Origin of the sequence: Pectobacterium sp. CFBP8739 (assembly GCF_013449375.1) — a bacterium.
In the GTDB taxonomy this organism is placed as follows: Bacteria; Pseudomonadota; Gammaproteobacteria; order Enterobacterales; family Enterobacteriaceae; genus Pectobacterium.
Genome location: NZ_JACDRR010000005.1, coordinates 1 through 21637, shown reverse-complemented (window position 1 = coordinate 21637; position 21637 = coordinate 1). Strand labels below are relative to the sequence as shown.

14 protein-coding genes are annotated in these 21637 nt (G+C 53.8%); 8 read left to right on the top strand and 6 right to left on the bottom strand.

From position 1 onward, the window contains the following. Positions 1-182: 182 nt before the first annotated feature. Entirely contained in the window at positions 183-1118 is a 936-nt protein-coding gene (gene ttcA / locus H0247_RS00895; RefSeq protein ID WP_180740826.1) for a tRNA 2-thiocytidine(32) synthetase TtcA, read from the top strand. A 426-nt stretch (positions 1119-1544) separates the two neighbouring features. Here ttcA and zntB read toward each other — a convergent pair whose 3' ends face one another. Both zntB and H0247_RS00885 read right to left on the bottom strand, forming a co-directional pair. After that, positions 1545-2528: a zinc transporter ZntB gene (gene zntB, locus H0247_RS00890; RefSeq protein ID WP_180740825.1), complete on the bottom strand. Its 984-nt coding sequence runs from the start codon at positions 2526-2528 to the stop codon at positions 1545-1547. Between the two features lie 122 nt (positions 2529-2650). Then, complete coding sequence (locus H0247_RS00885; RefSeq protein WP_180740824.1) at positions 2651-4267, bottom strand: ABC transporter substrate-binding protein; 1617 nt, start codon at positions 4265-4267, stop codon at positions 2651-2653. A gap of 166 nt (positions 4268-4433) precedes the next feature. On the opposite strand from H0247_RS00885, the gene mpaA reads away from it, so the two are divergent. The 4 genes from mpaA (at position 4434) to H0247_RS00865 (ending at position 7914) form a co-directional block, all read left to right on the top strand. Then, positions 4434-5153, top strand: a complete 720-nt coding sequence (gene mpaA / locus H0247_RS00880; RefSeq protein WP_180740823.1) for a murein tripeptide amidase MpaA — start codon at positions 4434-4436, stop codon at positions 5151-5153. Between the two features lie 79 nt (positions 5154-5232). After that, complete coding sequence (tpx, locus tag H0247_RS00875) at positions 5233-5736, top strand: thiol peroxidase (protein ID WP_014915685.1); 504 nt, start codon at positions 5233-5235, stop codon at positions 5734-5736. 358 nt (positions 5737-6094) lie between these two features. Next, positions 6095-6877 carry a hypothetical protein gene (locus tag H0247_RS00870; RefSeq protein WP_180740822.1) on the top strand — a complete coding sequence of 261 codons (783 nt, stop codon included), beginning with the start codon at positions 6095-6097 and terminating at the stop codon, positions 6875-6877. A 26-nt stretch (positions 6878-6903) separates the two neighbouring features. Continuing rightward, positions 6904-7914, top strand: a complete 1011-nt coding sequence (locus H0247_RS00865) for a hypothetical protein (protein WP_180740821.1) — start codon at positions 6904-6906, stop codon at positions 7912-7914. A 55-nt stretch (positions 7915-7969) separates the two neighbouring features. On the opposite strand, the gene tyrR is transcribed toward H0247_RS00865, so the two are convergent. The 4 genes from tyrR to H0247_RS00845 form a co-directional block, all read right to left on the bottom strand. After that, positions 7970-9538, bottom strand: a complete 1569-nt coding sequence (tyrR, locus tag H0247_RS00860; protein WP_180740820.1) for a transcriptional regulator TyrR — start codon at positions 9536-9538, stop codon at positions 7970-7972. A 134-nt stretch (positions 9539-9672) separates the two neighbouring features. Then, entirely contained in the window at positions 9673-9813 is a 141-nt protein-coding gene (locus H0247_RS00855; RefSeq protein WP_219606573.1) for a hypothetical protein, read from the bottom strand. 64 nt (positions 9814-9877) lie between these two features. Continuing rightward, positions 9878-10921, bottom strand: a complete 1044-nt coding sequence (locus H0247_RS00850) for a YcjF family protein (RefSeq protein ID WP_180740819.1) — start codon at positions 10919-10921, stop codon at positions 9878-9880. Continuing rightward, positions 10918-12315, bottom strand: coding sequence for a YcjX family protein (locus tag H0247_RS00845; protein ID WP_180740818.1), 1398 nt, complete (start codon positions 12313-12315; stop codon positions 10918-10920). The genes H0247_RS00850 and H0247_RS00845 overlap by 4 nt, the downstream gene beginning before the upstream one ends. A gap of 294 nt (positions 12316-12609) precedes the next feature. On the opposite strand from H0247_RS00845, the gene H0247_RS00840 reads away from it, so the two are divergent. The 3 genes from H0247_RS00840 to H0247_RS00830 form a co-directional block, all read left to right on the top strand. Next, complete coding sequence (locus tag H0247_RS00840; RefSeq protein ID WP_180740817.1) at positions 12610-14352, top strand: ShlB/FhaC/HecB family hemolysin secretion/activation protein; 1743 nt, start codon at positions 12610-12612, stop codon at positions 14350-14352. An 11-nt stretch (positions 14353-14363) separates the two neighbouring features. After that, a complete protein-coding gene (locus H0247_RS00835; RefSeq protein ID WP_039359199.1) occupies positions 14364-14879 on the top strand; it encodes a toxin-activating lysine-acyltransferase in 516 nt (171 codons plus the stop codon). Between the two features lie 27 nt (positions 14880-14906). Further along, positions 14907-21637: hemagglutinin repeat-containing protein (locus tag H0247_RS00830; RefSeq protein WP_180740816.1), on the top strand; the 6731-nt coding region annotated here is incomplete at its 3' end.

Below are 21637 nucleotides of genomic sequence, written 5' to 3'. Positions count from 1 at the left end.
GAGCCATAACTTGACAGCATGAAGCCATCGGTGCCGAACACGAAGTTATGACACCGTTGTAAAACGATCTGGTATTCGTCGCTGTAATCCGTACCATACACGCCATGATCGTGCAGACCGTGTTGGTGTCTGCGCTGAACCGTTTTCCATCCGCAACGTTTTTTGCAACGAGCACAGATAAAATGTCAGAAAATCAACACATTAACCAGAAACAACAATACAATTTGAACAAGTTGCAAAAACGCCTGCGGCGCAACGTCGGCGAAGCTATCGCTGATTTCAATATGATCGAAGATGGCGACCGCATCATGGTGTGCCTGTCCGGCGGGAAAGATAGCTTCACCATGCTGGAAATTCTGCGCAATCTGCAACAAAGCGCGCCGGTTAACTTTTCTCTGGTTGCGGTCAATCTGGATCAAAAGCAACCGGGGTTCCCGGAGCATGTTCTGCCGCAATACCTTGATAGCATCGGCGTAGAGTACAAAATCGTCGAAGAAAATACCTACGGGATCGTGAAAGACAAGATTCCAGAAGGGAAAACCACCTGCTCACTGTGTTCACGCCTGCGCCGCGGGATTCTGTATCGTACTGCGACGGAGCTCGGCGCAACAAAAATCGCCCTTGGTCACCACCGCGACGATATCCTGCAAACGCTGTTCCTGAACATGTTCTACGGCGGGAAACTGAAAGGCATGCCGCCGAAGCTGATGAGCGATGACGGTAAACATGTCGTTATCCGCCCACTTGCCTACTGCCGTGAAAAAGATATCGAACGTTTTGCTGAAGCTCGCCAATACCCGATTATTCCGTGCAACCTGTGTGGATCACAACCAAACCTGCAACGTCAGGTGATTAAAGATATGCTACGCGACTGGGACAAACGTTACCCTGGCCGTATTGAGACCATGTTCAGCGCCATGCAGAACGTTGTGCCGTCTCATCTCGCCGATCATGCGCTGTTTGATTTCAAGGGTATTCGTCACGGCAGTGACGTGGTGGATGGTGGCGATCTGGCATTCGACCGCGAAGAATTGCCATTACAGCCTGTAGGCTGGCAACCGGAAGACGATGAAGACGCGCCGTCACTCACCCGCCTCGATGTGCTGGAAATTAAATAAGCGCAAAATCTCGTCAGGAATAGTATTAAGACACTGAACACGGTGGCAAACAGCAGCAGTTGCTGTTTCGCCACCGTTTCTATTGTCAACTTTAAATCTCCTTGGGTGGTGGTTTAACGCTGACACTAAAATGCCAAAGACGTTTGGCAACGTCGCTTGGATGAACAGGCATGAGTGGGATCGAAGGACAAAAAAAAGCCGACAAAACTGTCGGCATGGTGTGAATCAATTGTGCTATGCAGTAATTCAAAAAAGGAAGTAAGACAATATGGAGCGCAACGTCCATCGCTTGACGTTGCATTCACCTGCGGGAATGATAGTGCCGCACAACAGGGTAAAAAATGTTGATATTGCTCAATTTACGCGTGGTTTTTTAGCCGTTTGCGACAGTTTGCGATTATCGGCGCCCCCATTTGCTTCAAGTCGTTATAGCCATTTACTGCGTTTTAACCACCATGCAACGCCGCCAACCAATATCACCAACATCAGGCAGAACGTGAAAAAACCAAACGGTGCATCGCCGCCGGGAATGCCCCCTAAGTTGACGCCAAATAAACCGGTTAGGAACGTCGTCGGCAGGAAAACCATCGCCAACAGCGACATCGTATAGGTGCGGCGGTTCATCGCTTCGGTCATCAACGCGGTGATTTCATCCGAAAGCACCGTGGTACGCGCAATGCTGGCATCCAAATCCTCCAGACCACGCCCTAATCGATCAGCAATTTCCTGAATTCTGCGGCGATCGTCATCCTGCATCCAAGGCAGTTTTTCGCCGGAAATACGCGAAAATACGTCACGCTGTGGCGTCATATAGCGGCGTAACACGATAAGCTGTTTGCGAATCAGCGCCAGCTCGCCGCGCGGTGGAATCTTCTGTTCCAGCAAATCTTCTTCCAGATCAATGATTTTCTCATGCAAATCATCAATAAACTCGCTGGTATGATCGGTCAACGATTCCGCAATGGAGACCAGCCAGCTGCCGCTGTCCGTCGGGCCGTTACCTTCCTTCAGGTCGGTGAGAATCTCATCGATAGCCAGAACTTTACGGCGTCGGGTAGAAATAATCAGTTTGTCGGTAATGAATACCCGAACGGCCACCAGTTGATCTGGTCGCGCATTGGCATTTAGGTTAATGCTGCGTAGCGTGATCAGTGTACCTTCACCCAAACGTGTGACTCTGGGGCGGACGCTTTCCCCCGCCAACGCATTGCGCACGCTATCCGGCACCAACATCGTTTTATTCAACCAACGCGCGCTGGCGGGCAACGTAGAGTCTAGGTGCAGCCAACAGGGTTTCTCGCTGTTAACCACGTCCTGCTCGCCAATCGGGGTCACGCCCCCCTTTCCATCCAACTGATACGCATGAACCGCACCGCTGTGTTGCAACTCTTTTCCTGCCAAGGATTCCACGTCTCGCCTCCAACGGTTTGCTATCAGTTCTTTTGCTATCGGTGTTGCTCTCTGCCAGCCGAAGCGGCCATCACGACCGCTCCGGCTTTATTGCCACATCATTCAATGTATGACTACGGTACTTAATGCTTTTCGATGTAAAGCATATGGCTGTATGCCACGTCTTCTGGGTTAGTAATCGGATAGCCCTTCACCCACGGTTTGATCAAGCGTCCGTTGGTGTATTGATAGATCGGCGCAATCGGTGCTTCATCCATCAAAATCTGCTCTGCCCGGTTATAGTCCGCATTCAGCGCCTGCGGGTTAGTCTGATTGCCCGCTTCATCTAGGACGCGATCGTAATTCGCGTTTTTAAAGCGCGCGATATTTCCACTATGGTGCGACGTCAGCAGTGAGAGGAATGTCGACGGTTCGTTATAGTCACCTACCCAGGACGCTCGCACGACGTCAAAATTACCGCTGTTGCGGCTGTCGATATAGGTTTGCCACTCTTGATTGGACAGGCGGACGTCCACTCCCAGCGTTTTTTTCCACATGGACGCCACGGCAATCGCGATCTTCTGGTGGCTTTCCGAGGTGTTGTACAGTAGCGATAATTTCAGCGGATTATTGGGGCCATAGCCCGCCGCTGCCATCAGCGCTTTTGCCTGCGCATCCAGCTCATCCTGAGAATACTGCTGCAACAGACTTTCCGTCGGTTTGAAGCCTGCCGTAACATCCGGCGTGAAGTGCCAGGCCGGTTTTTCCCCCGTGCCCAATACTTTTTCCGCAATCACTTTACGGTCGATGGCGTAAGACAACGCTTTTCGCACTCGTACGTCATTGGTTGGCGCACGCTGGGTGTTAAACGCGTAATAATACGTACCGAGCTGATCCGGCGTATAAACCTGACCGGGCAAGTCTTTCAACAGCTTTTGATACAGGTTTTTAGGGAACGATTCGGTGATATCGATATCCCCAGACAGATAGCGCTTCGTCGCGTTCGATTCCTGATTGATCGGAACAAAAGTTACCTTTGTCAGGCGCGTGTGGGCGTTATCCCAATAATAGGGATTCTGCGTGAGCACCAGCTTCTCATTGACGACGCGCTGATCCAGCTTAAACGCGCCATTACCAACCAGATTGCCTGGCTTCGTCCAGTCGTTCCCGAATTTCTCTATCGTGGCCTGATGCACCGGAAACAGGCTGAAATTTGCCGTCAGGCTGACAAAATAAGGCACAGGCTTGCTGAGCTGCACTTTCAGCGTGTGATCATTGACGGCCGTCACGCCAAGCTGATCGACGGGCAGTTTGCCCGCAAGAATCTGCTCGGCGTTCTGAATCCCCGCCAGTCGAGCAAACCAGGCGAACGGCGAGCTGTTCTCAAGGGTGACCAGACGACGCCAGCTGTAGACAAAATCCTTTGCCGTAACGGGTTCACCGTTAGACCAGCGGGCATTATCACGCAGGGTAAAGATAAACGTGCGGTTATCGGTCGTCTGCCAGCGCAGCGCTACACCGGGAACCAGATTCCCTTTCGCATCCTGATTGACCAGCCCTTCAAACAGATCGCGCGCCACCTGAGCTTCGGGCAACCCGACTGCTTTTATCGGATCGAGAGATGCGGGCTCATCTTTAATATGGCGGACGATTTCTTGCTTCTCAGCCAGAACCGTTCCCGCGGGAACCTGCGCTGCGACGGCATTGCCCGTCATGGCCGCCATCAACGCGGCATAAAATGCAGAATATCCATAGTGCATGATGATTTGACCTGAAAGCGTAATGAATTGATTGAAGAATATAATAGTCAGAAATCAGCGCTATCATCCAGCGATACCCCCGTAATTTGTCAGCCGCGCATCGCGGTTTGCGTCTCCGAGTCGATTTTTTTATGATGAAATGCATAGGTAATCACAGGGCGGTATCATGGAAAATACAATCATTCCTCTTCAGGCGCGCCAGCAACGCGGCAATTTACCGTCGCTGGGCGAACCGTATGGGAAATCGCTGCTGGGCGCGCCGCTGCTGTATTTCCCCGCCGAGCTAGCGCCCTCGGAGAGCGGACTGATTATTGCCGGAACGCACGGCGATGAAACCGCAGCGGTAGTGGCGCTTTCCTGCGCGCTGCGCACCCTCTTTTCAGGACAGCGCCGCCATCATGTGGTTCTTGCGGTAAATCCGGATGGTTGTCAGTTGGGACTGCGCGCTAACGCTAACGGCGTCGATCTCAACCGCAATTTTCCAGCCAGTAACTGGCAGCCGGGGAAAACCGTCTACCGCTGGAATAGCGCCGCAGATGAACGCGATGTCGAGTTATCCACGGGTGAAGCCGCAGGTTCAGAACCGGAAACGAAAGCCCTTTGCACGCTGATTGAGAAACTTAATCCTCGCTGGGTTGTCTCTTTTCATGAGCCACTCGCCTGCATTGAAGATCCACATCGTTCCGAACTAGGTCGATGGTTGGCGCAGCAGTGCGAGCTGCCGTTAGTGTCGAGTGTGGGTTACGACACACCAGGATCGTTCGGAAGTTGGTGCGCCGATCGTTCGCTTCACTGCATTACTGCGGAGCTGCCGCCGATCTCGGCAGATGCCGCCAGCGAATGCTACCTGAAAGCGATGGTCGCGTTGCTAAGCCAGCAATTTTAATCGTAATTTTTATACCAATGTTGCTAATGTTGCCCTAAACTGAGCAGCGTGTTAATCACCTGTAATTAAGGACGCAAACATGTCACAGAACGTACATTTTCAAGGCAATCCTGTGCCAGTAGCAGGGTCATTCCCAGCCAAAGGAAGCAAAGCCCCGGCATTTACGCTGGTGGCTAAAGATCTGTCCGATACCCCGCTGAGCAACTATGCTGGCAAACGTAAAATCCTGAACATTTTCCCAAGCATCGATACCGGTGTTTGTGCCACGTCCGTGCGCAAATTCAACCAACTGGGTTCTGAGCTGGATAACACCGTTGTTCTGTGTATTTCTTCTGACCTGCCATTCGCGCAGTCCCGTTTTTGCGGCGCGGAAGGTCTGAACAACGTTGTTGTGCTGTCAACCCTGCGTGGCGGTGAGTTCAAAGAAAACTACGGTGTTGCTATCGCCGATGGCGCGCTGAAAGGCCTGACCGCTCGCGCGGTTGTCGTACTGGATGAAAACGATAACGTGCTGCATAGCGAGCTGGTGAACGAAATCACCACTGAACCAGACTATGACGCTGCACTGGCTGTTCTGAAATAAGCTAAGCTACGCTGAAATTACGTGAAAACGGTTGCTCGCGCAGCCGTTTTTTTATTTTATATCCATCTATTAACCATAACTATAATTGGGTTATTCTGTTAATTATTCTATCTCATTCAATCATGAAGTTTTATTAATGTTTCTTGCATCATTATCATGATATGAATATATCGATTATGCGATAGCCCTTCTATTTCATATAGATTTCCTCGCCAAATTTTAATGTCTCGCACCACCGCTATCGCGCTACCAATAATAGACACTGTATTTTGTATGGAAGAATGATTAGTGAAGACAGAATGCAGTGCTGACATGGCTGACACTGACATGTGATGACTATTCAAAGGAGTGATGACTGTTGAGAATATTATTATTTTCCCTTCAAGTAGCCACTTTATTTTCAGGCCTTGCTTTTAGCCAGAGCAGTGAAGCGTCATTCACGTTTGATCCACAAAAGTGCCACGTTCCTGACCCTGAGGGCAAAGCCTATGTTGCCTTGCGGGATACGGTATTCCATATCTCTATCGATCAACTCAGTATCCTGCACGACCCTGTTTTACGCGATGGTGAAACCCTGCCACTCCCACCCGATCCTAGCGAACCTCTCGGGTGTAAAGGCAATCCGCTCAGTCAGCAAAGTTTATTGTTCAGCCGCAATTTCAACGGAAAGCTGGGAGATCGTCCTGACTGGCCCAAAGCCTGGCCATTACGGAAATTTCAGCTATTCAGCTCAACGCCGGATCATTGGGGGTTTCGGTTACACATGCTCTACGACAAAATGTGTGAAACGCGGCCAAAACAGACAGGACTGGTTCCTAACATGACAGCCTGTTTATATGAGAAAAACCCTGCACGTCCAGATCGATATGACGTGGAGGAGGCAGGAAGCTGGCTGATTGATCCTGAGGTATATTCCGCCCCTTTTAATCAGAGACTCGCTATTTTTTGTATGTTTGCCATTTCTGGAGGAACCGACTGCAAAGTCGGTTATAAAATTTTCCCTACGGTGAACCTTCGCTATGAATTTAAACCCAAGGAATTTCCGCTGACTGAGGTTATTAATTTTGATAAATATCTGAGAGCCGAACTAGAACAGGCCGTGGTTAAAGATTATCCCTGGAAGAAGAGTGCCCCTAATTGAACCTTATATAATATGGAGATAGATATATGGCGATTACCTATGAATACCATTACGGAAATGGTGGATTTATCTTATCAAAACCCCAACAAAAGGAGCTTGAAAAATTACTTATTGAACAGGCGGCTCTGGCAAGTTCAGGAGCGAAGTCGCTCGCCGTTCCGCTATATGATAAAATCCTCAGCTATCTTCCTGTACCCGATATAAATGTAGGTGAATATTTCAAGGTATATACTTGGTTACAGGGTGCTCGTGAAGTCAATAATGACTCAAGCGTATATTCCGTTTTCATTAGGAATTATACTAAGATACAGTATGAATTACGTTATGGAGAGCTGAACGAACTCGAATTAAGTATACTTAACAATAAAATCAATGAGGCTTCAAATAATATAGGGTTCGAGTTGGTTGATAACATCTTAAGCCATAGCGGACTCCTACCTGGATTAGAAGGACTAGGTGTATTAGACGGTGGTGAAGCTGCCAGAAAGGTATTTCAAGGTGACATTAATACCATAAAAGATGCCGATAGTGATGATAAACTTTACATTAATCTCTCTTCTATAAATCAGTTAACTAAGCAAAGAGATCTCGGCATAGAATTAAAAGGTGGATTTATTATTCGTAGTAGCTCCCCCAATCCCGGAGGAGAAGTAATACTTCAAGACGGTGATACCGCTGTGTTTTATCCTGCGATCCCTAATCCGATGAATTTTTCACCGGCGCTTGGAGGAAGCAGAAATATGATTGATGAGACGCTGGGCGATCAATTCATTGTCCGTTACACCTTGTCAGGGTCGACATTCTTCGTATCGGCTTCTTTTGCTAACCTGGATCCCGCAGAAGCCATTATTGAAAATTACGATGCTGGCGATCTGGGTCTGAAATTTAAATCGCTCGTTGTTCCTAACTATTCTAATGCGGCAGCTTCACATGCCAGTAATATGGATCAGTTAGTTGACCAATACGTTCAATTACACTCAGAGATGATTACAGATCGTTTCACTCTCCCTACCTCTTCTGATTTATGGTACGCCTGAGACGGCTATCCTCATCATCATGCCAAAACGGCTGCGCAAGCAGCCGTTTTGTTATTTACTCCTCGTCGTCCCCCGCCGATTTGCGTTGGCTGAGTCCATATTCCCGCAGTTTGTTAGCTATCGCCGTGTGCGATACGCCTAACCGTTTCGCCAGTTTACGTGTGCTTGGATAGGATTGATAAAGGCGGGTCAGCACCGAACGCTCGAAACGCTTGTTGATGTCATCCAGCGAACCATCAAGCAGGGTTTCATCTTGCGGCGCATCAATCGAAAACGCCGGGAGATCGATGTCCTGCATATGCAGCTCGTTGCCTTCCAACTGCGTTAACGCTCGATAAATGGTATTCCTCAACTGCCGAACGTTACCCGGCCAGCCGTACTGTGGCAGGAAATGTTCCACATCTGCCGCCAGCTTAGGCCGTGAAACCCCCTGCTCATCGGCAAAGCGCGCCACGAACAGCTCAGCCAGCGGCATAATATCCGCCGGACGCTCACGCAGCGGCGGTAACGTCAGGGAGAGTACATTGAGGCGATAATAAAGATCCTCCCGGAACTCACCGCGCTGCACCAGCTCCAACAGGTTTTTCTTGGTCGCGCAAATCACCCGCACGTCGACATGAACTTCATGATCTTCACCGACGCGGCGGAATGTCCCGTCATTCAGGAAACGCAGTAGCTTAATCTGCATCTGGGCCGACATTTCACCGACTTCATCTAACAGAACCGAACCGCCGTTAGCCTGCTCAAAGAAGCCTTTTTTGCCTTCCTGCGCGTTGAGATACGCGCCGGGTGCATGGCCAAACAGTTCACTTTCCATCACGTCATCGGGTAACGCGGCGCAGTTCAGCGCCAGGAAAGGATTCTTGCCGCGCGGCCCGCGCAGGTGGCACGCTAGCGCCAGCATATCTTTGCCCGTCCCCGTGTCGCCCACAATCAGCAACGGCGCATCCAACATGGCCAGTTTGCGCGCCTGTTCCACCACTTGACGCATTTTCGGGCTAACGGCAACGATGTGATCGAACTCATTCTCATCGTTTATCGTCAGATTCTGTAATTGCCGTCCCATGCGGGCAGCCGATTTCAGCATCACCAGCGCCCCCGCCGTAGCGGTTTTGCCCGCATCATCTTCCAGACTAACCGGCGTCATTTCCAGCAAGAAATCCTGACCGCGGATCACGACGCGCTCAGCGACGACGGCATTGCTCTTTTCCAGCCAGTTGGCAAAATTGAAACTGGGAATCATGCTGCCAATCGTCAAGTCGCGGATGCTCTCTGCTGACTGTTCAAACAGTGCCAGCGCCGCAGGGTTAAACAGTTCCGTCTTCCCTTTCATATCCAGCGAGAATACGGGTTCCGGCATGGATTCCAACAGCGCATTCAGCGCCCGATGTTCGCGCTCAGACGGCATAAATGCGACGGTGCGCACATCGCTAACGCTTTCAATGCGGCGGATGTCCGTCATCAGCAGGCGAAAAGCATCAAAATCGAGTGTGGCAAAATTGAGGTAAATACGGCCAATGGTGGCAATTTCGATACCGCGTAAATCAATATTGCGTGACGCAAGCAGATCTAACAGTTCACGGACCATACCAATGCGGTCTTCACAAATCACTTCCAGATGCATCAACGGCTACCTTCTTCAAGAGACACGATAGGGCTATTGCTGCTGATAATACCCTTTCGTTTGCACCGGATGAAGTAAGGTGGCAGCAAAAGTTGACACATCTGTACGTTTTTTCACTCAATAGTGAAACGGGATTATGGCAGCGGCGTCGTCGCCATTGCCACAATGGTGCGGAGGCCTTCCAGATAATTACCGAGACGTAAATTCTCATCAAAACTATGCTGATTATTGTCGGCATTCACCAGAGGAACGATGACGTAAGGCACTTTTAACACGCTGACCGCGCAGCGCCCCAGTGGGGAGTCAACCTCGGTTCTGGCCGCATAACACCTCCGTTCCCTAACGCCCTTTTTGCAGCGTTTCTTTTACCTGACCAATAAGCTCGCGGCGGAAATCGCCGAGGCGCGGTTTGTCATCCAGCCACGGCAGCGGGCGGCACAGTTCCATAGCCTTAATACCCAGCCGTGCCGTCAGCAGCCCTGCGCCAATACCCTGTGCGGCACGGGTTGATAACCGCGCGGCAAGATCCTGCGACATCCAGTCCATGCCAATTTCCCGCACCAGCTCCGAAGCACCGGCAAACGCGATATTGACCAGCACCAGCCGGAACAGGCGAATACGGCTGAAATAGCCGAGTTCGATGCCGTACAGCGCAGCAATACGATTAATCAGACGCAGGTTGCGCCAGGCGATAAAAGCCATATCCACCAGCGCCAGCGGGCTGACGGCGATCATCAAGGTGGATTCCGCCGCCGAGCGGCTGATTTCACGCCGCGCCTGCGTGTCCAGTACGGGCTGAACCAGACGTGCATAAAGCTCCAGCACTTCGCGGTCGTTGTGGGTTTCATGGAGTGAAGCCTGCCAGCGCTGTATCGCCGGATGGCCGCTATCCAGCCCCGCCTGACGTGCCAGCTTTTCACAGAATTCGCGCCCGCGCCCTACGCCGTGGCTGTGTAGCAGATCGCGGGCCACATCACGCTCTTCCGCGCGTTCCCGTAAGCGATAGAGCCGCCGCCACTCGACAGCCAGCGAGCCGACGCCCGCCGCCACAATCAGGCTGCCTGCGGTAATGCCGCCCAACGCGATCCAATCTTGCTGCACCCAAGCGTTATGCAGTGACAGCACGCCCTGTGCCAGTGCGCTAACACCAAACAGCCCGATTCCCGCCATCACCATACGCCGCCACAGGCTACGCTTCGGGCGCAGCGCCGCGCTGACGGCCTCTTCCGCGATGCCTTCTTCCGGCACGTCTTCTTCACGGCTGATCGGGGAAAATGGCGTGCCGCTCTGCTCATCAAAGGCGAACCCAGCACGCAATTGTGGCTGTGGCTCTTGCGGTGAAACGTCATCGAACGTGACGCGGGGTTTCAGTGGCTCGTTCATCGCAATTTATCCTTTAACAGAAAGTCCATGACCGTATCCAACCGGATATGCGGCAACGGTGTGTCTACCGTCATTTCTCGCGGACGAAATTGATCGAAATGGAAGCCCTGCGTTTGCCAGAATGCCGCCCCTGGTAAACGCGCAGGCACTTCACCGGGGTAGACCGTCAACGGCTGGCCGTCGCTGAGCCGATGCCCTTTTAGGGCCGGAATTTTCTGCCCCTGATGATCAACTACCCCGCTTTGCGTTGACTGGATTGACGCAATGCCTTCACAACGCATATCGATGCCTTCAAACGCGGCGTTCTGCCACGCTTCCTGCACCAGTTGCTGAAGCAACGACACCAGATTGGCGTGCTGGTCGGCGGTAATATGATCCGCTTTACTCGCCGCAAACATCAGTTTGTCGATGCAGGGCGAGAACAAACGCCGGAACAGTGTGCGCTTCCCGTAATGAAAACTTTGCATCAGTTGGGTGAGCGCCAGCCGCATATCGTTAAACGCATGAATGCCGCTATTGAGCGGTTGCAAGCAGTCAACCAGCACAATCTGCCGATCAAAGCGCACGAAGTGATCCTTATAAAACCCTTTGACGACCGACTGACAGTAATAGTCAAAACGCTTGCGCAGCATGCCGATGTTGGTTTTCTCATCCGCCTGCGCCAGCTTAGTTTCACCGATATTATTCACCTGCGGCCAGGGGAAGAATTGCAGCACCGGCGCGCCCGCCAGATCGCCCGGCAATACAAATCGACCCGGTTGAATAAAGTGCAGCCCTTCCTGTTTGCAGCGATGCAGATAGTCGGTGTAAGCCTGCGCCACCTCGGCAAGTTGGTTCTCATCCGCAGGGGCCAGCGGATCGATTTTCTCACACCGCGCCAGCCAGGGTTTCGCCCACTCAATACGACCCCCTTGCAGCAAACCGCCCATCTGCTGCGACCAGCTCAAATAGGTTTGCTCCAGCAGCGGCAGATCCAGCAACCATTCGCCGGGGTAATCGACAATTTCTAGGTAGAGCGTCGAGGTATCTTTAAAGTGGCGCAACAACGAATCTTTAGAGCGATAGCGCAGTGCCAGACGAATTTCACTCACGCCGCGCGTCGGCGTTGGCCAAGCCGGCGGGGAGCCATACAACGCAGCCATACCTTCATCATAAGCAAAACGCGGCACACCCAGATCGCGCTGCGGCACACGTTTCACTCCCAGCAAACGCTCTTCGCGCACGGGAGAAAACATCGGCAAATGTGCACCGCTGTGGGTATTCAATAATTGATTGACGAACGCGGTGATAAACGCGGTTTTGCCACTGCGGCTCAACCCAGTGACGGCAATCCGCAGGTGACGATCTACGCCGCGATTGACCAGTGAGTTAATTTCGTTCTGTAGTCGACTCATCGAATGAAGCATCACTCCTTTGGTTGAGAGATATATCGTATCAATATAATAAAATCAGACAAACGCCTCACGCTCACGCCGATATAAGTTCAACTCCGCCCACCTATCTCATACCGTATTTTTACCGCCAAAACGTAAAGAAACGATATTTTTAAGACAACTCTTAGCAAGCAATAAGACAACTCTTAGCCAACAAATTGTTAACGTATATAACCTGAAATTGTACTAAGTAACCAATTGTTTCTGGAAACGAATGGTGTCCCAATAACAATTAATAATTCAGGTTAATTCATTATGCTACGGAATGCGTCATTCACTGACGGGTATCAATCTGCGCGTCTCAGCCCGCTTGCGCTATTTATTTTATTGACCACCTCAGCAAGCAGTTGGGCGGCAGATAATAATCTGACGCCTCTTGCCACACCGGAACGGGTTGATGAACAGCTCAATATCAACCAGCAAGATCGCCAGCGCGCACTACAACAGCAATTAGCACCGCAAACGCCTGATGTACGCTTGCAGCCCCCTTCTTCATTCTTTACTACGCTGCAATTTCCGCAGGAGCAACAGTGCTTTACGCTGTATCACATCATACTGACCGGCAAAGACGATTTTCCCTCCTGGCTGAGTATGCCGCTGCAACAGTTGGCCGATCAGGGTAAAGGTCAGTGCCTGGGCGCTCAGGGTGTCAACCTGCTGATGAGTGCACTGCAAAACCGTCTGATCGACCATGGCTACATCACCGCGCGCGTAATGGCGCCGCCGCAAAACCTGAAAACCGGCACCCTGCATATCACCCTGATTCCGGGCAAAACGCGCCAAGTCAAACGGACCAAAGAGAGCGATCGCTACGTGAGCCTCTGGAGTGCTCTGCCAGCGCGTGAAGGCGAACTGCTGGATCTGCGTGATATCGAGCAGGGACTGGAAAACCTGCAACGCGTGCCAACCGTGCAGGCAGAAATGGCGATTGTTCCGGGCGACCAGCCAGGCGAAAGCGACATTGACGTGACCTGGAAACAGGAAAAAATGTGGCGTCTCGGCGCGACGCTCGATGACTCCGGCACCGAAACCACCGGTCGTTATCAGGGCGGCCTGACGCTGTATATCGATAATCCCTTCGCGCTCAGCGATCTGTTCTACATTTCCGGCAACCATGACCTTGAATCCGGCAGCGAAAAGGGCAGCAAGAACTACATGCTGCACTATTCCGTACCGTTCGGTTACTGGATGGCGGGCGTCACCGCTAGCGGCTACGACTACAACCAGAATGTGGCGGGCGCGTATGAAGACTACAACTACAGCGGCAACAACAAAAACATTAACTTCCAACTGAGCCGAGTGCTGCACCGTAGCGGCAGTCAGAAAACCTCGATGAGTTATGAAATTCTGACGCGCGAATCGCAGAACTTCGTCAACGATACCGAAGTGGATGTGCAGCGGCGTAAAACCAGTGCCTGGCGTTTGGGCTTGCAGCACCGTCACTACTTCGGCGCCACCACGCTGGATGCCGCCGTGAGCTACCAACGCGGCACTCGCTGGTTCGGCGCGATTCCAGCGCAGGAAGAGTATTTCGATGAAGGCACCGCGCTGGCGAAAATTATCCAGTTGAATGCACAACTCGATGTGCCGTTTACGCTGGGCAATCAGACCTTCCGCTACAACGTGCAGTATCTGCGCCAGATTAACCATACCAAACTGACGCCACAGGATCAGCTGTCGATTGGTAACCGTTGGACCGTGCGCGGCTTTGATGGTGAACGCACCCTGACGGCCGACCACGGCTGGTTCGTGCGCAACGATCTGGCCTGGCGCACGCCGCTGCCTAACCAGGAACTGTATCTCGGCGCGGACTACGGCGAAGTAGACGGCACGCGTGATTACCTCGTCGGAAAACATCTGGCGGGCGGCGTGCTTGGTCTGCGTGGTAACGCCTTTAACACGGGCTACGACCTGTTTGTCGGTGTGCCGTTCTCCAAACCGGAAGGTTTCCACACCAGCCCAGTCACCCTCGGCTTCAACCTCAGTTGGCAATACTAAGGAAGCGCGTGATGAAAATTCCTGTTAATGGCTATCAGTTAACCGCCCCGCTGCTCGGCGGTCAGTTCAGCGAAGCGGAAGCGCTTGGCGCAGCGGTCTGGCTGTGGATGCATTCGGAACAGCACCGCGATATTCCGCTCAGTGTGCTACCGACGCTGCTGCTGCCCGCGATCAAACATCAACAGTTTGTTATCGCCAGCCGCGACGACAAGCCGATGTTTTTCCTCAGTTGGGCGTGGATGGATGAAGAAGCGGAACAGCGCTATCTCACCGGCCCCGGCATTCTGGTGCAACCGCAAGACTGGACCAGCGGCGACCGCCTGTGGTTCCGCGACTGGGTCGCGCCCTTCGGCGACCAGCAGGCATTTCGTCGCATCGTCGGCGGCACACTGTTTCCCCACTTATGTGGCCGTGCGCTGTACCACAAAGGGGCGGAACGCGGACAACGGGTACTCCAATTTCGTGGCGATGACGTCACCCAACAACAATTCAGACTCTGGCAGCAGAACACGCCGCTGGTTGCTTAACATCACTTTTAGCAGGGATAACTTTTCGTGAATAAGAACCTCTATCGCATCATTTTCAACAAGGCTCGCGGCCTGTTAATGGTGGTTTCCGAAATCAACCGTGGCCAAGGCAAAAGTGGCGCAAATGGCGTCGGCCATACGCTGAGCCAACTGATTGGCCGGATGAAGCCTACCACCTTCCTGACCATGACCGCACTCGGCCTGGTCACGCTCGCGCCACAGGTGCTGGCGGCTGGGATTGTCGCTGACAAAAGCGCACCGAGCGGCCAGCAGCCGAATGTGATGCAGAGCGCCAACGGCACGCCGCAGGTCAATATCCAGACGCCGAGCGCCGGTGGTGTGTCGCATAACAAATACACCCAGTTTGACGTCGATAACAAAGGTGCGATTCTTAATAACTCGCACAAGCAGGTACAGACCCAACTGGGCGGCTGGGTGGCGGGTAACCCATGGCTGGGGAAAGGTGAAGCCAAAATTATTCTTAACGAGGTCAACTCGCGTGACCCGAGCAAGCTGAACGGCTATGTCGAAGTGGCAGGCCGTAAGGCGCAGGTGGTGATCGCCAACCCAGCGGGTATCAGCTGCGACGGCTGTGGCTTTATTAACGCCAACCGCGCCACCCTGACCACTGGCACCCCACAAATCACCAACGGCGAATTGCGCGGTTATCGCGTAGGCAACGGCGAGATCGTGGTGGAAGGCGCGGGCATGGACAGCAGTCGGCAGGACTACACCGATCTGATTGCCCGCACCGTGAAGGTCAATGCCGGTCTCTGGGCGAACGATGTCACCGTCACCACCGGTAAAAACGAGGTGGCCGCCGATAACAACACGGCAACAGCCAACAACACGGCGGACAGCGCCAGCAGCGACGTCAAACCGACACTGGCGATTGACGTCGCCCAACTGGGCGGCATGTATGCCGGTAAAATCCGTCTGGTGGCGACCGAACAAGGGGTCGGCGTCAGTAACAAAGGCACACTCGGCACGCAGGCGGGTGATATCACCATTAACGCTAATGGCGATATCGTTAACAGCGGCACAATCAATGCCGGACAGGATCTGCTGCTGGGCGGTAAAAACGTCGATAACAGCGGCACCCTGTTTGCTCAGCGCGACCACAGCACCACCACCAGCGACGGGGTGACCAACAGCGGCCTGATCGCCGCCAAAGGCAACACCCATGTGCGCGGCGCCACCATCCGCAACAGCAAAGGCGCGGCCATTGCCGCGGGGATGAAAACCGATGGCACGCTGGCCGACAGCGGCAATCTGACACTCGCTAGCGACGGCAAACTGACCAGTCAGGGTCAGGCGCTGGCCGGTGGCGATCTGAACGCTAGCGCCAGCCAGATTGATCTCAGCGGCAGCGATACCGCCGCGCATCACGCCACGCTGACCAGCAGCAGCAATATCATCACCGACAACGCGCAACTACTGGCAAGTGGCGATTTGACACTCTCTGCCGCCGGCAAACTCAGCAACGATCGCGGCGTGATTAACGCCAATGCGCTACAGGTCAGCACGCCGGTTATCAGCAACCGTGGCGGCCAGTTACTGCAAAGCGGTGACCGCGACCTGCAACTCAGCAGCGACCGTATTGATAACCAGAATGGCCGCATCGCCGCCAATGCCAAAAAATTCAGCGTGCAGAGCGCCAGCCTGAACAACCAGAGCGGCACTATCATGGCGGCCAGCTCCGGCTCGCTGGATGTTGCGGCCAGCAATGAACTGAATAACCAAAACGGTACGCTGGCCGCCGCCAGCGATCTGACCATCGCCACGCCGGTGCTGAATAATAATCAGGGACAGATCTCCGCGCATAAACGGCTGACGCTCGATCAGCAAAACAGCAGCGCCCTCTCCCGCGCCGCAGCCACCCACAGCGATCTGCGTATCAGCAATGAAGGTGGCCGTCTGGTGGCGGGTCAGCAACTGACCTTCCGCGGTCGCGAGATTAATGGCAGTGGTGAAATTCTGTCGCTTGGCGATATGGATCTCAGCTTCGCGGACGGCTTCAGCAACAACAATAAAACGCTGGCAAATGGCGATCTGACGCTGAACGTCAATAACAGCCTGATCAACAAGGCGCTGCTTGGCGCAGGTGGTAAGCTGAATGTGCAGGCCAGCAACATCGACAACCAGACCACTGGCGAACTCAGTTCCCAGCAGACCACGCTGAACGCCAGCGATACGTTGAGCAACCGCGGCCTGATCGACGGCGTCCTGACCCGCATCAACGCCAGCACCGTGAATAATATCGGCACCGGCCGTATTTATGGCGACGGCCTGGCGATCGGCGCAGCGACACTGAATAACCTGGCGGAAAATAATAGCAGCGCCACCATTGCGGCGCGTCAGCGTCTCGATCTGGGCGTCGGCACGCTGAACAACCATACTCACTCTCTGATCTACAGCGGTGGCGATCTGGCCATCGGCGGCAACCTCGATGAAAACGGTCTGGCCAGCGGCAAAGCGGGCAGCCTTAACAACCACAGTGCCACCATAGAGTCTGTCGGCAATATGGCGCTCAGCTTCACCGCGCTGAACAATATCAACGACAATTTTGTCACCCGCTTCGTACAACTGTCACAGAAGCAGAAAAATGAGTATATGGTGGTCAGCCTGAATAATGGCGTCCACTATAGCCCTGATGACTACAACATCCGTTTCTACAAAGATGAAGTGCGTCATATCTGTATTGAAGGCGTGGTGTGTGGTCGTGACCACTATTATCAGTACAGCTACACCGAAACGGTGCGCGAAGAACAGATTGCACAGAGCGATCCGGCGAAAATTATCGCAGGCGGCCAGATCTCACTCGCCGGCGATAAACTGCTGAACGACAAGAGCCAGATTATTGCGGGCGGCAACCTGCTGACCGCCGTCAAAGAACTGGTGAACACCGAAGTCACCGGTCAGAAACTGACAGAAAAAGTCGGACAGGTGATTGAGTGGGATCGTATTCATAAGAAAGGCACCGACAGCCAGAAAGCCAGAGCGTCCGCTTATACCCCGCCAACGGAAATTCAGTCCATCAGCCTCAGCCCGAGCGTGATGAAGGAGAATACCCAGCCAACCAGCAACGCGCCATCGCTGGCGGATTACGCTGCGCAGCGCGTAGAGGTGGCTGGACAAAACACCGATGTCATTCGCTCGATAGCACCAAACGCTTCTCTGCCCACTGGCAGCCTGTTCACCACCTTGCCGGATGCAACCAGCAGCTATCTGATCGAAACCGATCCGCGTTTCACCAATCAGAGAACCTGGCTGAGTTCCGACTATATGCTGCGCCAGTTGCAGGCCGATCCGTCAATCACACAAAAACGCCTCGGCGATGGTTTCTATGAACAGCGTCTGGTGCGCGAGCAGATCGTCGAGCTAGTCGGCCAGCGTTATCTCGCCGATTACACCAGCGATGAAGAGCAGTACAAAGGCCTGATGGAAGCCGGCGTCAGCTTCGCGAAAAAGTTCAATCTGGTACCGGGCGTGGCGTTGACCGCCGAACAGATGAAGCAGATCACGCAAGATATGGTATGGCTGGTGGCGCAGGATGTGAAAATGCCGGACGGCAGCACCCAGAACGTGCTGGTGCCGCAGGTGTATGCGCAGGTACAGCCAGGCGATATGGATGGCAGCGGCGCACTGCTGGCGGGTAAAAACGTCAGCATCGGCATCAGCGGCGGTATGCTGAACAGCGGCCGCATCAGCGCCACTCAGTTGGTCAGCATTTCCGGCGACGATATCGTCAACGTGGGCGGCATTATTGCCGGTAAATCCGTGTCGCTACAGGCGACCAACGACATCACGAATACCGGTGGCACGCTACGCGCGACCGATACCCTGCTGGCGCAGGCCGGACGAGATATCACCGTCGCCAGCGAGACCAATCACGCCGAGAGCCAGAACGGCAGCAACCGCTTCAGCCGTGACAATATCGATCGTGTGGCGGGCATGTATGTGCAAGGTGACGACGGAAAACTGCTGTTACAAGCCGGCCGTGATGTCAATCTACAGGCCGCGCAGGTCGTCAACAGCGGTGAAAACAGCCAGACGCAGATCGCCGCTAACCGCGATATCAACATGACCACGGTTACCACCGGCAGCCATGACAAGGTGGTATGGGATAAAGATAACCACGTCACGCAGACGTTGAATCAGGTTCAGGGCAGTGACATCACCAGCGACGGCACTATCACGCTGAATGCTGGCAATAACATTAACGCTCAGGCGGCGAAACTGAATGCCGATCGGCAGCTTACGTTGACGGCAACTAATGATATCAACCTCGGCAGCGCCAGCAGCCAGGAATATCTCGATATGCATTCGAAGGTGAAAGGTTCTGGTTTCCTGTCGAAACGCACCACCACCACCCGCGCCGGTTACGATGCCACGCTGGCGAACGGCAGCAGCCTAGGTGGGGAAAATATCGCCGTCAGCGCGGGTAACAATCTGAATATCACCGGCAGCGATGTGGCGGCGGATCGGGATCTGGCACTGCGTGCCGGTAATGATCTCAACGTCACGGCAGCGGAAGAGAGCCGCGACAGTTGGTCGATGAAGAAAACCACCAAGTCGGGCCTGATGAGCAGCGGCGGCATTGGCTTCTTTGCTGGTTCAATCAAAGAAACCTCCACCTCCGACACCGCCGCACTAACGCAGAACAACAGCACGCTGGGCAGCGTGGCGGGCGATACCAGTCTGGTGGCAGGTAATAATATCGCCGTACAGAGTTCTGATGTGATCGCCGGTAACGACATCAATATGGTGGCGAACAATATCACCATTAATGCCGCGAATAACCAGAGCACCACCGATACCACTTACGAACGCAAACAAACGGGCTTGACGTTGGCGCTGTCTGGCGCCATTGGCAGCGCGATCAACACCGCTTACACCAGCGCGAAAGCCGCTGATGAGCAGCAGGATGGCCGTATGGCATCGCTGCAGAAGCTGAAATCAGGTCTGGCAGGCGTACAGGCCGCGCAGGCCGCGGTGCTGGCGGCGCAGAACACCACCGACAATAACGCCATTGGTGTCAGCCTGTCGTTGAGCACTTCGAAGTCGAAGAGCGAGAGCCACAGCGAAGCGGTCAACGCCTCCGGCAGCACCGTGCAGGCGGGCAACAATATCAACCTGGTGGCAACCGGTTCAGAGAATGCCAACGATGGCGATCTGACCCTCGGCGGCAGCCAGTTGAAAGCAGGCAACGATGTGCTACTGTCGGCAAACCGTGATATCAACCTGCTGTCAGCGCAGAATACGCAGTTGCAGACAGGCAAGAACAGTAGCAGCGGCGGCGGCGTCGGTGTCAGCATCGGTGCCGGTCAAGGTGGCGCAGGAATCAGCGTGTTCGCCAATGCCAGTAGAGGTTCCGGTAAGGAGAATGGCGAGGGCCTAACGCATACCGAAACCACCGTCGATGCGGGCAATAAGCTGATGGTCAATAGCGGGCGTGACACCACCCTGCGCGGCGCACAGCTCAGTGCCGATCAGGTCGTCGCCAATGTCGGCCGTAACCTGACGTTGCAGAGCGAGCAGGACATTAACAACTACGACTCGAAGCAGAAGAACAGCTCAGCCGGTGCCAGCTTTACCTTTGGCAGCATGACGGGCAGCGTCAGCGCCAGCGTGGCGAAGGATAAAATCCACAGCACCTATAACAGCGTGCAAGAGCAAACCGGCATCTTTGCGGGTGACGGCGGCTTCGATATCAACGTCAGTAACCATACGCAGTTGGATGGCGCCGTGATTGGCAGCACCGCCAACGAAGATAAAAACCGTCTCAGTACCGGCACGCTGGGCTTCAGCAATATCAACAACCGTGCGGAGTTTGAGGTATCGCACAGCAGCGTCGGTATCAGCACGGGCGGCCTAGGCGCACAGGATCTGCTGAAAAATGCGGTGCAGAATCTGGCGGCCAATGGGCTGGGCGCGGATGGCAGCGATGGGAAGGCTTCCGGCACCACCTATGCCGCTTTCTCACCAGGGTCGCTGATTATTCGCGATCAGGCCAATCAACAGCAGGATGTTAGTGAGCTAAGCCGCGATGTCGAGCACGCTAACCAAAGCATCAGCCCCATCTTCGATAAAGCGAAGGAACAGCAGCGCCTAAGCCGATTGCGCTTAATTGGTGATGTTGTGAATCAGGGCGTGGATATCACCCTCACCCAGGGCCAGATTATGGCCAACAACGCGGGCATTAACGCGGCGGGTGAATGGGATGAAACGAAAGAAACACGCAAAGAATACTGGGATCGCGTGCAAAGCACCGCTGCGTACAAAGACATCAGCGAACAGTATAAAGCCGGTGGCGATTTGGATAAGGGCATTCGTGCCGCCGCTTCTGCCATTACCGCGTTGGCGGGTGGCGATCCGCTGAAAGCGCTGGCTCAGGGCGCGGCACCTTATATGGCGGGTGTGGTTAAAGACATGACGGTGGGGTTTGATGACAATCCTACCGCCGGGCAAATTGCGGCGAACGCGATTGGTCACGCCGTGCTAGGTGGCGTGACCGCTGAACTGTCCGGTGGCAATGCCACGGCCGGTGCGGTGGGCGCAGCAACGGGTGAGTTGGCGGCGCGTGCAATCAAAGACTATCTCTACCCCGACACTGACATCGCCCATTTATCCAACGGTGATAAAGATAAGATCAGCAATCTGGCCTCGCTGGCGGCAATGCTGGCAGGCAGCGTAGCAAGTGACTCTTCTGTTGGTGCCGTCAGCGGACATGATGCGGGTAAGAATGCGGTTGATAA